Below are 13,430 nucleotides of genomic sequence, written 5' to 3'. Positions count from 1 at the left end.
CGATTAAGCCCTAGCATCATTAAAATACTCACAAAGCTCAATCTTGGTGTAGGCTTTACTCTATATCCTATCATTCTATTAGAATGAGGGGATTATCAATAAAATGAGCAACATAAAACATTAGTAAAAGCGATGAGATCAAATAGATTGATAAATTGAGATCATAGTTTCCGAAATATAACCGTTTTATTTAGCACATTAATCATGTTCAATACGCAATAATATTATTTATAGATTATTCTATTTACACAGTTTTTGGGATAGCACATGCTTTCAATATTCAACGCTGCAGAAATGTTCGCACTTATTCTTACTCTCGCGACCTTAATAACAGGTGTTATTTTCGCGCTAGATAAGTTCGTGTGGCAACCTAAACGAGAAGGGGTTAAACAGGAGAACACAGGTTGGGTTGCTCAAGCACGCTCAATGTTTCCGGTGTTATTTGCTATTTTAATTATTCGATCATTTATTATCGAACCTTTTCAAATTCCAAGTGGCTCTATGCAGCCGACATTAGTACCTGGTGATTTTATTGGGGTAGAAAAGTTCGCCTACGGCCTACGCGATCCTATTTTCCACAAAACATTAATACCAACAGGTAAGCCACAACGTGGTGACATAGCAGTATTTATTGATCCATCAAATCCGAAAATTGATTTAATCAAACGCGTGGTTGGTTTACCGGGTGATACTATTATTTACCAAAACAAAACCCTTTATATCAAACCAGCTTGTAACGGACAGAAAGTATGTCCAGTAGCAAAAGAAGTACCAAAACAATATGTTGGCTTAACTAATTTCACTGAATTAGGTACACAGCTAAACGAGTATAAAGAAGAACTGGGTAAGGTGACTCACCACATTCTGCGTGATCCAACTTTACCAGAGCAAATTAATCGTTATTACCAACAGCCAGGTCAACCAATGGGTGTATGGGTAGTGCCAAAGGGTCATTACTTTGCAATGGGTGACAACCGAGATAATAGCTTAGATAGCCGTTACTGGGGCTTTATGCCAGAGCAGAACTTAGTAGGTAAAGCGACCTTCATTTGGATTAGCTTTACTTTCAACCATAACCCAGACTCAATGTGGCCACATTGGTTACCTAATGGTGTTCGCTTCAACCGTATCGGTAGCATTCATTAAAACGATAACCAAACAATAAGATAAAACCAGAAAAACCGACATGCTAACAACATGTCGGTTTTTTTATTAGTCTGTAATATTTTGAATCAGATTATACTTATCTGACTCTTTCTTCGTTACCCAGTGCTCGCCACTTGCTGGTGCAGAATCTAGCGTGTACATGTAGAAATCGACACCTTTATTCCTAGCTCTTACAGGTTGTGCTGCACAGACCGGTATTGTTACACCGAAAGAGAACTCTTATACAGTAGAAGCGACTGGCAGCAGTGCGCAAGAAGCAAAACAAATTGCAAATGCGACGGCAAAAAAGACATGTAAAGATTTAGGTAAATCCTTCTATGTGATTTCTGAACAGAGTAATTTCGATCATGCCGTTGATGAGAAAACCACTGAGCTTGCAAACACGGCGAGCAAGTTTTTCTTAGGTGGTGATGTATTAAACTCTGAACATAAAGTTATGATGGAATTTAACTGTAAATAACTAACTTTTACATCATACGAGATTTAATAGGGCATATACCTCTGCGTATATGTCCTTTTTTATGTTTTAAGCACTAGTACAATTAGCGTTGTAAATCACTTAGTATCAACGCTTTCCTTTAAAGCCCTACAATAATTGCCGATATATATCCCTGATTTTAGTTGGTTTTTGTCATACACCGACTTAGCTATACTGCGCAAGTTTTAAACTCACTATTATAAATAGAATACATAAAGCACTGGATTTACGCTCCAGCTCGCAGAAGGAAAAAACATGTCTCAATACGTTGTATGTGCGCTGTATAAATTTGTCGCATTAGATAACTACCAAGAAATTCGCCAACCATTAACGAAATTGCTCGAAGCTAATCACATTCGTGGCACACTGCTTCTTGCTAGTGAAGGGATAAACGGCACAGTAGCAGGTAAACGAGAATCTATTGATGCCTTACTAGCTTGGTTTAAACAAGATCCGCGCTTAGCTGACGTTGTTTATAAAGAATCATTTAATGCAGAGCAGCCATTTAACCGCACCAAAGTAAAACTGAAGAAAGAAATCGTTACTATGGGTGTGGAGGGGATCGATCCTCGTCACGTGGTGGGAACCTACGTAAAACCTAACGAATGGAACGCATTAATTTCAGATCCTGATGTTGTTCTGGTTGATACCCGTAACGATTACGAAGTCGATATTGGTACATTCAAAAACGCCGTAAATCCAAATACAGAAACCTTCCGCGAATTTCCGCAATACGTAAAAGACAACCTCGATCCTAACAAACACAAAAAGGTTGCGATGTTCTGTACTGGCGGCATTCGTTGTGAAAAATCAACTGCATACATGAAAGAACAAGGGTTTGAAGAAGTCTATCACCTAGAAGGTGGCATTCTTAAATACCTTGAAGAAGTCCCACAAGAAGAAAGCATGTGGGAAGGTGACTGCTATGTGTTTGATGGGCGAGTTGCTGTTAACCACCAACTAGAAAAAAGTGATTACGATGTGTGTAATGCCTGTCGATTGCCAATCACACAAGAAGAGCAATTATCAGAGCATTTTGAAAAAGGCGTAAGTTGTCCAAAATGTATTGATAAACACAGCGAAGAGCAAAAAGCCCGTTTCCGTGAACGTGAAAAACAAGTGCAATTAGCGAATGCACGTGGTGAAACCCATGTCGGCGGTGATGCTGCTCAACTAATAGAGCAACGTAAAAAAGCCAAACTTGCCCATAAAGAGCAGCAACGAGCGGCTAAAAAGTAAGATAAAACAATATCTGCTTTCAAATGATAAAACACAAAAGGAATAGACATTTTTAACTAGAAAGAGTTATTTGTGTTTATTCCCTTTTTATTAATGCAGTTTATGTGTTGATATTTCACCTAATGTTATATGCATGCAGTCAATCAATAGTCAGCTAGATACTCTTCATATAACTACAAATAATACAGTATTCAGTTTCCATCCCTAATCTATTCATATACTTGCCGATCTACAAGTGGGTGGGAAAAATGCTTCCACAACGGAATGAGTATCAACGTATTATCCGCTACAGGGGATAACACAATAATATCCTCTATAGCGGATAAATTGTAAATATCCGCTATAAGGGATATACTTTAAATATCCTTTATAGCGGATAATTTAAAGTGGGAACCATGCAAATCACATCAGCTAAAATGCTCGCCAATGCAGTGCGAGATCAACGTAAAGCCCAAAGCAGAACCCAAAGCGATACAGCTAAACTGGTCGGTATTAAACAAACCACCGTATCTGCGTTCGAAAATAACCCAGAAAGTACCAAGCTAGAAACGCTTTTTAAATTACTCGCCGCATTAGATCTAGAGCTGCATGTTCAACCGCGTAACACAAACAGCGAACCACACACCACACAACAGAAATGGAATGAGGAGTGGTAAACATGGATGTGTTAACGGTTGCAATGAATGGGATCTTAGTCGGCAGCTTAACCAAAGCAAGCTCTGGTGCGATATCGTTTCAATATGATCCAACATGGTTATCACGAGCAGGAGCCCGTGCGATCTCACTTTCTATGCCGTTACGCCACGATGCTTATCATGGTGATATTCCTTACAATTTCTTCGATAACTTATTGCCTGATAACGAAGAAATTCGCAGCCGTATTCAATCCCGCTTTCAAGCGGCTACCAAACGCCCCTTTGATCTATTAAGTAAAATAGGCGGCGATTGTGTTGGTGCTATTCAGCTTTATTCACCACAACATAGCCTACAGGATGTAAGGCAAATACAAGCAGAGCCATTAACCGAATCTCGAATGGCACAGGTATTACGGGGTTACCAAAGCGATGCGCCACTCGGCATGCTAGATGATATGGACGACTTTCGTATATCTATAGCTGGCGCACAGGAAAAAACGGGCTTGTTATGGTATCAAAATCAGTGGCATTTACCGTTAGGTTCGACCCCAACCAGCCATATTCTGAAATTGCCAATCGGGATCTTACCGCACAAAAACATAGACTTAAGCGATAGCTGTGAAAACGAATGGTTATGTTTAAAAATCGCGGCTGCATTTGGCTTTGAAGTGAACGATGCCAGCATCATCAATGTTGAAGATGTAAAAGCATTAGCGTTAACGCGCTTTGATCGTCGGTGGTCGCAAGACGGTAGTTGGTTAATGCGTTTACCCCAAGAAGACATGTGCCAAGCATTAGGTGTTGCACCGGCATTAAAATATGAATCGGACGGTGGGCCAAACATTGCCAGTATCATGCAATTTCTATTAGGTTCACGAACATCAACCCAAGATCGAGAAGTATTTTTCAAAGCACAGATCTTGTTTTGGTTGTTAGCTGCCATTGATGGACACGGTAAAAACTTCAGTTTATTTTTAGAACCTGAAAGCCGTTATAGCATGACACCGTTATACGACATTATTTCTGCTTATCCTTTAATGGATTCAAACAGCATTCCGAAACAGAAAGCAAAAATGGCAATGGCATTAACGGGCACCAAGAAATATTACAAATGGCAAACCATTCAGCCTCGGCATTTTTTAAGTACAGCCAAAGCGGTTGGATTTTCTACCCAGCGTGCCAATGAATTAATGACTGAAATGAAAAACCAAGCGCCAAGTGCGATAGAAAAAGTCCGACAGCAATTGCCCAACGATTTTCCTACTGATATTAGTGAATCGATATTTAACGGGGTATTAAAGCAAGCAGGGCGATTGGCATAAAAACAAGTATAAACAAGGCATAAGCAAACAACCCATGCCTTAAATATGCTTGCTTTAAATACTCTGGCCTTAATACTTATGCCTTCAGAATTAGGGCTTAATTAGCCAAGAGTAGGATAGTCGGTATAACCGTGATCATTACCGCCAAATAGCGTCGCACCATCCAGATCTGCTAAAGGTTGTTGGTGCTGTAGGCGTGAGACAAAATCAGGATTAGCCACAAACGGACGACCAAACGCCACTAAATCTGCATAGCCTTTATTCAGCACTTCATCCGCACGCGCTTGCGTATAACTACCTGCAACAATGATCGTATTAGTGAAATACTCACGCAGATCAATTCTAAACTGCTCGGGGATCACTGGCGCATCATCCCAATCCGCTTCTGATAAATGCAGGTAACCAATGTCACGCGCTTGGAGTTGTTTTGCTGCCTCTAAAATAGTCGGCACAATATCAGGGCAATTCATATCTTTAAAAGTGATGAAGGGCGCAAGTCGAACACCCACTTTATTAGCACCAATGATATTACTAACAGCATCAACAACTTCTAATAAGAAGCGAATACGATTTTCTCTAGTGACACCGTAACTATCAGTACGATGGTTAGAGTTAGTCCGTAAGAACTGATCGATAAGATAGCCATTACCGCCGTGAATTTCGACACCATCAAAACCTGCATCAATAGCGCGTTTTGCAGCATAAGCAAAATCTGCGATAACCCGATCAATATCTGCTTGTGTCATTGCTCTTGGTTCAACACAATCGACCATGTTGCCATTGCCTTGTTCATCTGCAATCCACACCTTGGTTTCAACAGGTTTAAGTGCCGATGGCGCAATCGGCTTCTCACCGTTTTGGAATACAGGGTGAGATACACGACCTACATGCCATAGCTGACAAAACATCGCCGCGCCGTTCTTATGTACCGCTTGTGTTACCGAATTCCAACCCGATACTTGCTCATCGGTATAAACACCAGGCGTAAACGAATAGCCTTGCGAATCATCAGAAATCTGCGTCGCTTCAGAGATAATTAATCCAGCACTGGCACGTTGTTGGTAATAACTCGCCATCATCGCGTTTGGAACATTACCCGGCTGACTACTACGCGCACGTGTCATCGGTGCCATAACAATACGGTTTTGTAGATTCAATTCGTTAAGCTGTGTTGATTCAAAAAGCTTGCTCATTATCGACACCTTATTTAAGTAGTGGTACGTGGGTTTTAACGCTGACCGATTCCATCCAATCTTTTACTGTGTTGTCCCACTTGATCTCAGGCGCACTAAAGAACCCACGTAAAATAGAGAACATAATCGCGCCATCAACCAAACGAACAGCTTGGCTCGTTTCTAACTTCAAAATCGTTTTTGCTTGCTGAATAAGAGACTCAACGTCATTAGCGATGCTCGGGGTATCTTGCAATAACGCATCAAAATTTAGCTCGTCTGATTCTTTCTTAGCTCGCCAAGCTTGTCGGGCAGAGTCAGTTTCAAACTCAGGTAACGCCATGTTTGACCAACGTGGATAGCCGATTTTTTGTAATGGAAGAAACGCGTTTTTTTGCCAATCAAACACAGCCTTAGAAATCTCAACTGTCTCGCTAGACTGCGCTAACTCAATGAAATACTGAATAATATCTAAGCTTTCTGCTAAGGCTTCGCCATCATCTTTAATCAAAAGAGGCACTTGCTTAGTACCGATGAGCGCATTCGTGGTTTTGTCATCATCATAAGCAATACAAGTTACCGTCAGTGGGATATTCAATATTCCAGCCACATAACGGACGCGAGCACTAAAAGGGCAATGTTCATAAATATAAAGCTTCATCGTTATTTCCTATTTAGCCATTTTTGTTTTGATGGCGTCAGTATATTCATTGGATAGAATTTGATAATTGGGGTAAATTTAAAAAGATTATTCGGCTTAGCTGAACAATAAACAAAAGGAAAGGGCATGGATAAGTTTTCTGATATGACGTTATTTATCAGTATCGTTAAAAATCAAGGCATGGCCGCAGCAGGCAGAGAGTTAGGTTTATCTCCCGCAACGGTAACAGCTAGGCTACAAGCATTAGAAGATCGCAACGGTGTTAAGCTGCTTAATCGCAGTACTAGGCATATTTCTTTAACCGAATCTGGTGCGCTGTACCATCAAGCCTGTTTAGAGATCATCGATAGCGTAAAAGAGACAGAAAACTTACTTCAAACCGGTAGCCAAGAAGTACGAGGGACGCTAAAGATCTCGGCACCACGTGACATAGGCAAACAATACATCTCACCCATTATCTCGGCATTTTGCGAACGATACCCAGACGTTGTGCCGTACTTATATTTAGACGATAAGCTAACCAACTTAGCAGAATCGGGGATTGATATTGTGATCCGTTATGGGGAACTGGCAGACAGTAACCTTATCTCTCGTAAACTTGCAGCCAGCAGACGAGTGTTATGTGCAACGCCCGAATACTTGGCAAACAAAGGCACACCCGTAACCCCACAAGATCTCGCCGATCACCATTGTTTAGCCATGATCCGCAGTAATGAAGAACTGAAAACATGGCACTTTACAGACGACAACCAGCAAACAGTGATAACCCTAGTACCGAAACGTTTTTCAGATGATGGCGAAGTGATCCGCCAATGGGCATTAGATGGAGCAGGCATTGCGTTAAAGTCGATATTAGATATTCAGCACGACATAAAAGAGCAACGATTAGTGACAGTGCTTGATGGTTACATGAAGAACTTCAACGCATCGACATCTTCAGCCAGTGCCGACTTAAACGTGATTTACCAAAGCCGCCAGTATCAACCTAAACGGCTTCGATTGTTTATAGAGTTCTTGTTAGAACGATTTGGTGAAAGATTGGGGTAGTGGTTACATGTTGTTTTTATGTTGTTCTCAACGAATTTATTTCTTTCTATAATTTAAGATACAAGCGATTATCAAAGTTTAGATAGATAACTACATTACTTCACATTCACCATAATATTGGGAAGGAATTAACTTACCAAACAAAACCGAATTTCTGCTGTGTACTGTTTTCATATTGTCCGTAATTGTGGTGGACATAACATTACCAGAAGAAGTAGATTCTAAAAATGTTACGTGACCAGTTCCAACAATCTTAACAACTTCATTACTACCATTATTACCTAATACATAACTTTTATTATTGTCGCTATCTAACAGAAAACTAAGTACTAAATCGTTTTCTACTTTATGGGATCCTTCAGCGTTTGAATAACTTTTGTAGATACACTTTATAGTACTTGTAGAAGAGAAAGATGAAGCAGACATAAGTAACAATATTACAGGTAATATGATTTTCATATAATTATCCTTTTATAAATATACTTCATCATAGCAATATAAGCACAAATATGCACATACTGATATTGTATATCAACACCTCAACAATAAATACGCATTATGCTTCTTTTATGTTAAATATAACTTATTGAAATATAGCCTAATAATAAATTTAGATAACATTAATGACGTTATTATCAATAGAAATAAATAAGGAAATATGACGTCATGGCTAGGGAAATGACTAAAAACTATTATTTTCGTAAATTTCAATGTGGTTTATCTAAAAAAGATACAGCTAAACTATGTTTTAAAAGTGTGAGAACCATCACGCAATGGGATACTGGGCAACCTATACCTCCAGAATGTCGTAGGTTAATGAGAATGCACAAGGGAATTGAGTTAGTAACTATTGAAAATGAGTGGAAAGGATGGCAGTTCAGTCAGGGTTATTTAAAAAATGACCAAGGTCTAAAAATGTCACAAAACCAGATTTTAACTGGATATGCTTTATTAGAGATAGAGGCTGAAGATGACAGATATATACAAAGCAAGATTATTAAAATAGCAAGATTAATAAATAAATTACCTAAATAAAATTTAGAAAGGGTTACTAAACGTAACCCTAACGATATATCAAACTACAAAACGAGAATATAATTCACCAAAGTCTTTTGGCTCAACCTCGGTGACGTGACTACCATATCTTACATAGTATTTGTTATCATAAATAGATGGCTGCTGACCAACCTCTAACTTTAATATAATTACAGTCTTATTTAAGTATGAAATAGTATTTATATTTCTACATATAAAATCTTTGTCACGTTCACTAATTGGTTCTTTTGCAATTAATTGATTTATTTTTTTGAGATAAAGATCTAATGTTTTATGATTTTTTTCTGCTTCTTTATCAACTCCAGTAATAAAGAACTTAGAATATTTTTCTACTTTATCATTAAAAAATGACTCATAACGGTCTGAATCGTTTTTAGAATCTGCCACACCTAGAATACAATAACCAGTAGACTCTGGTAATGAATTAACCATTGCCGTAAGAGTTTTGACTATCTTAGGTAAGCTGTTGTTTGAAATTGTATTATCATGATCGTATAACGGGTACAGTCCCATTTTAAAATCATATAACACTTGCTCTACAGAAGACTGCATTAATAGGTTTTCAAAGCGAGTAATCCATTCATTTCGAGAAGGATCATTATTTCTGTTCTTAATAAAGTTGTTTCTTATTACCCCTGTAAAAGAATCAACTTGAATTTTCTTTTCTTTAGCAGACCAATTACCACCACCTCCAGATAGATTGATTATTCTATCGCCAGCACCATCTAAAAGAGCTATTAATTTTTTTTCTTTAGATTTAGATATGGTTAAGTTTTCATTAACAATCAAATTATAAAATGAAATAAATACAATTTGGAAATAACGTGAAATCCTAGCTTGTTTTGATTTAAAGAACAAAGTATTGAATGTTTTACCTGATAATTCGATAATACGAATTAGCTCATCAAAGACATATTGAATATTGTTAATTATATTTTCACTATTAACTTTCTGTATCTGAAGTTCAACTTGTTTTGAAAGTGATGTTTCATGATCACTAATTTCGTAAAGCTGATCTAATATAACTGAACTAGAACGGTTAGTTTCAGGCAAAGTAATCCAGCAAACGATATCCGCGATAATTTCTTCATCTTTAGAATCTCTTAAAAATTCCTTAGTTATGATATTTTGTTTAACCCAGAATATATTATCTATGTTAATACCATAATCTAAATTCTTGTTTGTAATTGAAATTGTTTTCATTGCATCAAGAGATAAAATATCGGATTGACTAGAATCACCTCGAATATTTGCAGCTACTTTTCTAACGATTGAAGCAAATTTACTTGTAGATCCTGCTTGTCTTAATTCCTGTTTTGAAAGGTGCTTACCTCCAGAATTCAGACGTCTAAAAACTTCATCAACATGTTCTTGTGTACTTTCTTGATAAACTGATAATGGAATTTCGTATCTAACTATCGAAGCACATACATCTCTTGATAAAACGGGTTCTTTTTGAACTAAAACTTTATCATCCATTGCCAACTTTGTATCAGCAATAGTGTTTAAATCAAAATATCCTCCATCAACTGAAAACTCTTGTTCAATAAATGAAATTATGGCATTCATTCGCTGCATGCCATCAATTATTTCTTTTTTCTTTCTGTTATTTGTATTTGCTTCAGCAAGTAAGATAAGAGGAACAGGATACCCATTACTAATAGAATTAATAAAAGATTGCTTCTCATTAATGCTCCAGACTAACTTTCTTTGGTAACGTCTGTTTACTTGAAAATTACCTTTCAGATAAGAAGCGTAGAGGCTTTGAATGCTTTCACCATTAATATAAAGCTCTGATTTATCGTAGTTCATAGTTGAAATGTTCTCAATTATACAATATGCAACACTATACACTGAAAGTAATAATTAGTAATCACTAATTTCAATTTAAAATCATTACCTTATCAATAAATAAAACAAATTAAAGTAAAGTTATACACTCCAACAAATGTCATATGGCAAACCTTGAATGTAGACTTCCAGATGAAGCTAAACATAAGGTTGAGGATAAATTAGTAAATAATTTACCTTTCACCCCGTATTCATCGAACCCAGACCAAAAAACACGAACCTTTTATTAATTTGTATTCGACTATCAATTTATTTTAACCATGAAAATCAGTAGCACCCCAAAGGAACAAAAGCGGCTTAGCGGGAAAGGAGGTGTTTAGAGATTTATTTTAGAGGGGTTCCGCTTTGCGGCTAACGGCAAAGATAGACTAGCCAAACTTCAAGTATCGGTTAGTTAACCACTTAGTTTCACAAATAGTAGAACTAACTCTCATCCACCAATTCAACTTGATTTGGAACCAGCCAAAGGATTGAGAAAAACACAATAAACACCACTAAAGTTGTTAAAAACAAATTTTGGACATGGCTATTAATCAATGAGTATAAAAATGAAGAAAAGAATACCAGTGTTAATCCAGTAATTTTTCTACGACGGTTTGATACCATAAGTGCCGAACATTTCACGCAGCGATATTGAGTTGTGTATTTGCTACAGAACAAATAACTAAGGGAAATAGGAGAGTGACAGTTAGGGCATTGATGCTTAGCCATAAAGATTCCTAAGTGTTGTGTTTGTCGAATAATCCAACTTGAACTTTACCAAGTTAGCTCATCTCTTTATAAACATCTGCACCAAGCAAGATTAACGTTTGGCGACCATCTCACATAATGATGAATCGCCATGTATCGATTAAAACTTGTTTTCACTGTTGTATTTGTTAGTGATTTTGAAGTCATTAAGGTCTAAGTCTTCTAAAAACTCAAAACCGTGATGCTCATGGTAATACCAAGCAGCAAAGCCAATGATCGCAAGTATAATTAATTTTTTCATACAATCCTTTGTTTTGTTAACGGTTAAACCAACAACGGCAATCCATGCCGTGTACCCAAGGAAAATAATATACAAAACAATAACGCTGTGATTGCAGTATCAAATGGCCAATCTGTGTATTAAGCAAATGAATAACACTGAAACAGATTCAAATACCAATACAAGTTGTGATGATCGTTATGGTTAAGACGAGAAGCTAAGTAATATTTATACGCCCTTAACGATTAATGAATTAATGATAGGGCGCATAACAATCAAACAGAATGTTGTTTAGATAAGTTTTTTAAGTGTAATTGTTCGGTTTCATCATTATCTGGCATACGTAAATACTCTAAACGTCCATAACAAAATTGAATACGATTTAAAGTAAATATATGATTTTCATGTTGATTCATCCAATCTTTAATACCATCCAATAAAACAACATCTTTAGGTAGCGGTGTTTTAAATTCGCCGTCACCCGTAAATACAACTAATGACTTAATGTGTTCTTCTGGTACAAAGTCGAACAGGGCTTGAATTGCTTTAATATGCTTGTAATTTTGATGGATAGGGTTTTGAAAATACGAACGCTTTTTGAATAGCACTTGCATCCATTTCTTTTGTTTCGGATCTCCATATATCCAGCCACTATAGTGCTTAGTTTCAACAACAAACACGCCTCTGGTACAAATTAAGATATGATCAATTTGGGTTGTGCTGCCATCAATAGGCAAAGTCACATTGTTTATAACAATGCCAGCAATTTGCTCATCCATTAGATAAGCGTTCAATCTCTTAGAAACTAATCGTTCACCAATGTTAAGTCTAGACTTCTCAACATCAAATATTTTTCTTTTGGCAAAAGCAACGCCGCAAATAAAGCTGAAAAACAATCCAAAAATGTAAATGAAATCAAACATAAGAAACCCGAAATCAAAAGCAAGAATTTACCACTGTGTAACTATATTCACTACAATTTAATTGAATCTTTTGAAAAAGCTTTGTCAGTACTTAAACGAATTTCATCTGTAGTTTCCGCTATGTTTTTCTTTATAAGAGGGATGTATTTATAGTTCAGTCTATAAGATGTGGCTAACGTTGTATTTCCAGTGAGTGAAATTATGTTATCAGAGTTAGCTCCCCATATTTTCTCTGTACCAACCGTATCTTGAAGTATAAATTTTGAAAGGATATTAGCTGTAGATGGATAATCTTTAGCTTCTATGTATTGACTGTACTTCTTTGTGAGCTGATTAACTAAGCTGGTATAAAAGTATTCCTTTTCTTCAGCTGGCATTGAGATAACAAAAATATTAACTTGGATACGATACAAAGATTGTGTTTTTTGAGTAAAGAAAAGCGAAACTTTAGCTAATTCACCAGCGACTTTAGTTGAATAGCTAAAAATTCGAGCATCTGGCTTATTATTCAGATATTTTTCATTATATTGATTATAAAGTATTGAAGTCCCAGGATTAATCGGTATTTTTTTCAACTTAGATCGCTTTTTAAAGGCTAGAATATTCATTCCATACTTCCAACCATCAAATGTATCTAACTCTGTAAGTCCATATTCATAATCTTCAGCACAGGGAAAGTCCTGAAACACAACTTTATCATCAATATTGCACTTATATATCTCAGCTGCACTCGTTGCCGAACTAAGTGAGACAAGTAAAAAGGATAAAGCTAGTTTGTGATTATTCATATCTTTCCTTGATTGAATATAATACGTATAAATATCAACTACTAATTACCATAATCTACAGAAGCGAATAAACTTTAATCATTAGTAAATGCGAGTGATGATCGTAAATTGAGATAAAATA

General features: G+C 36.8%; 14 protein-coding genes. 7 read left to right on the top strand and 7 right to left on the bottom strand.

The genetic code is table 11. The features are described from left to right. Nucleotides 1-267: 267 nt before the first annotated feature. The 5 genes from lepB (at nt 268) to C9J38_RS11045 (ending at nt 4,841) form a co-directional block, all read left to right on the top strand. On the top strand, nt 268-1,146 hold the full coding sequence (gene lepB / locus C9J38_RS11065) for a signal peptidase I (RefSeq protein WP_107207142.1): 879 nt from the start codon (nt 268-270) through the stop codon (nt 1,144-1,146). Between the two features lie 340 nt (nt 1,147-1,486). Continuing rightward, nucleotides 1,487-1,627, top strand: coding sequence for a hypothetical protein (locus C9J38_RS22020; RefSeq protein ID WP_233217639.1), 141 nt, complete (start codon nt 1,487-1,489; stop codon nt 1,625-1,627). Between the two features lie 273 nt (nt 1,628-1,900). Further along, entirely contained in the window at nt 1,901-2,884 is a 984-nt protein-coding gene (locus tag C9J38_RS11055) for a rhodanese-related sulfurtransferase (protein WP_107207141.1), read from the top strand. Nucleotides 2,885-3,279: 395 nt separating this feature from the next. Further along, nucleotides 3,280-3,540 (top strand): helix-turn-helix domain-containing protein, encoded by a 261-nt coding sequence (locus tag C9J38_RS11050; protein ID WP_045151640.1) that lies wholly within the window; start codon nt 3,280-3,282, stop codon nt 3,538-3,540. A 2-nt stretch (nt 3,541-3,542) separates the two neighbouring features. Then, entirely contained in the window at nt 3,543-4,841 is a 1,299-nt protein-coding gene (locus C9J38_RS11045) for a type II toxin-antitoxin system HipA family toxin (RefSeq protein ID WP_107207140.1), read from the top strand. A 101-nt stretch (nt 4,842-4,942) separates the two neighbouring features. On the opposite strand, the gene C9J38_RS11040 is transcribed toward C9J38_RS11045, so the two are convergent. Beyond that, nucleotides 4,943-6,034, bottom strand: a complete 1,092-nt coding sequence (locus tag C9J38_RS11040; protein WP_107207139.1) for an alkene reductase — start codon at nt 6,032-6,034, stop codon at nt 4,943-4,945. Nucleotides 6,035-6,044: 10 nt separating this feature from the next. Further along, nucleotides 6,045-6,674: a GrxB family glutaredoxin gene (locus tag C9J38_RS11035; protein ID WP_107207138.1), complete on the bottom strand. Its 630-nt coding sequence runs from the start codon at nt 6,672-6,674 to the stop codon at nt 6,045-6,047. Nucleotides 6,675-6,800: 126 nt separating this feature from the next. Between C9J38_RS11035 and C9J38_RS11030 the strand changes: the two genes are divergently transcribed. Next, nucleotides 6,801-7,721, top strand: coding sequence for a LysR family transcriptional regulator (locus C9J38_RS11030; protein WP_107207137.1), 921 nt, complete (start codon nt 6,801-6,803; stop codon nt 7,719-7,721). A gap of 90 nt (nt 7,722-7,811) precedes the next feature. Here C9J38_RS11030 and C9J38_RS11025 read toward each other — a convergent pair whose 3' ends face one another. Next, nucleotides 7,812-8,180 carry a hypothetical protein gene (locus C9J38_RS11025; RefSeq protein ID WP_107207136.1) on the bottom strand — a complete coding sequence of 123 codons (369 nt, stop codon included), beginning with the start codon at nt 8,178-8,180 and terminating at the stop codon, nt 7,812-7,814. Between the two features lie 207 nt (nt 8,181-8,387). Here C9J38_RS11025 and C9J38_RS11020 point away from each other — a divergent pair, with 207 nt between their 5' ends. Continuing rightward, the gene (locus C9J38_RS11020) at nt 8,388-8,756 is read left to right on the top strand and encodes a regulator (protein ID WP_107207135.1); all 369 of its coding nucleotides are present in this window, start codon (nt 8,388-8,390) and stop codon (nt 8,754-8,756) included. Between the two features lie 39 nt (nt 8,757-8,795). Here C9J38_RS11020 and C9J38_RS11015 read toward each other — a convergent pair whose 3' ends face one another. From C9J38_RS11015 to C9J38_RS11000, 4 genes are all read right to left on the bottom strand, one after another. Beyond that, the gene (locus tag C9J38_RS11015; protein ID WP_107207134.1) at nt 8,796-10,589 is read right to left on the bottom strand and encodes a DUF262 domain-containing protein; all 1,794 of its coding nucleotides are present in this window, start codon (nt 10,587-10,589) and stop codon (nt 8,796-8,798) included. Between the two features lie 889 nt (nt 10,590-11,478). Beyond that, nucleotides 11,479-11,619: a hypothetical protein gene (locus C9J38_RS21900; protein ID WP_199188105.1), complete on the bottom strand. Its 141-nt coding sequence runs from the start codon at nt 11,617-11,619 to the stop codon at nt 11,479-11,481. Nucleotides 11,620-11,873: 254 nt separating this feature from the next. Then, a complete protein-coding gene (locus C9J38_RS11005; RefSeq protein ID WP_107207132.1) occupies nt 11,874-12,521 on the bottom strand; it encodes a nuclease-related domain-containing protein in 648 nt (215 codons plus the stop codon). Between the two features lie 50 nt (nt 12,522-12,571). Beyond that, a complete protein-coding gene (locus tag C9J38_RS11000) occupies nt 12,572-13,309 on the bottom strand; it encodes a hypothetical protein (protein WP_107207131.1) in 738 nt (245 codons plus the stop codon). Nucleotides 13,310-13,430: the final 121 nt, after the last annotated feature.

This window comes from Photobacterium sp. GB-210 (assembly GCF_003026075.1).
In the GTDB taxonomy this organism is placed as follows: domain Bacteria; phylum Pseudomonadota; class Gammaproteobacteria; order Enterobacterales; family Vibrionaceae; genus Photobacterium.
This window is presented reverse-complemented; position numbering and strand designations above follow the sequence as displayed.

Excerpts from the sequence above, each read along its gene's own strand:
- C9J38_RS11045 (WP_107207140.1), top strand. The coding sequence starts at position 3,543 with ATGGATGTGTTAACGGTTGCAATGAATGGGATCTTAGTCGGCAGCTTA.
- C9J38_RS21900 (WP_199188105.1), bottom strand. The coding sequence starts at position 11,619 with ATGAAAAAATTAATTATACTTGCGATCATTGGCTTTGCTGCTTGGTAT.
- C9J38_RS11030 (WP_107207137.1), top strand. The coding sequence starts at position 6,801 with ATGGATAAGTTTTCTGATATGACGTTATTTATCAGTATCGTTAAAAAT.
- C9J38_RS11035 (WP_107207138.1), bottom strand. The coding sequence starts at position 6,674 with ATGAAGCTTTATATTTATGAACATTGCCCTTTTAGTGCTCGCGTCCGT.
- C9J38_RS11055 (WP_107207141.1), top strand. The coding sequence starts at position 1,901 with ATGTCTCAATACGTTGTATGTGCGCTGTATAAATTTGTCGCATTAGAT.
- C9J38_RS11040 (WP_107207139.1), bottom strand. The coding sequence starts at position 6,034 with ATGAGCAAGCTTTTTGAATCAACACAGCTTAACGAATTGAATCTACAA.
- C9J38_RS11005 (WP_107207132.1), bottom strand. The coding sequence starts at position 12,521 with ATGTTTGATTTCATTTACATTTTTGGATTGTTTTTCAGCTTTATTTGC.
- lepB (WP_107207142.1), top strand. The coding sequence starts at position 268 with ATGCTTTCAATATTCAACGCTGCAGAAATGTTCGCACTTATTCTTACT.
- C9J38_RS11025 (WP_107207136.1), bottom strand. The coding sequence starts at position 8,180 with ATGAAAATCATATTACCTGTAATATTGTTACTTATGTCTGCTTCATCT.
- C9J38_RS11000 (WP_107207131.1), bottom strand. The coding sequence starts at position 13,309 with ATGAATAATCACAAACTAGCTTTATCCTTTTTACTTGTCTCACTTAGT.
- C9J38_RS11020 (WP_107207135.1), top strand. The coding sequence starts at position 8,388 with ATGGCTAGGGAAATGACTAAAAACTATTATTTTCGTAAATTTCAATGT.
- C9J38_RS11050 (WP_045151640.1), top strand. The coding sequence starts at position 3,280 with ATGCAAATCACATCAGCTAAAATGCTCGCCAATGCAGTGCGAGATCAA.
- C9J38_RS11015 (WP_107207134.1), bottom strand. The coding sequence starts at position 10,589 with ATGAACTACGATAAATCAGAGCTTTATATTAATGGTGAAAGCATTCAA.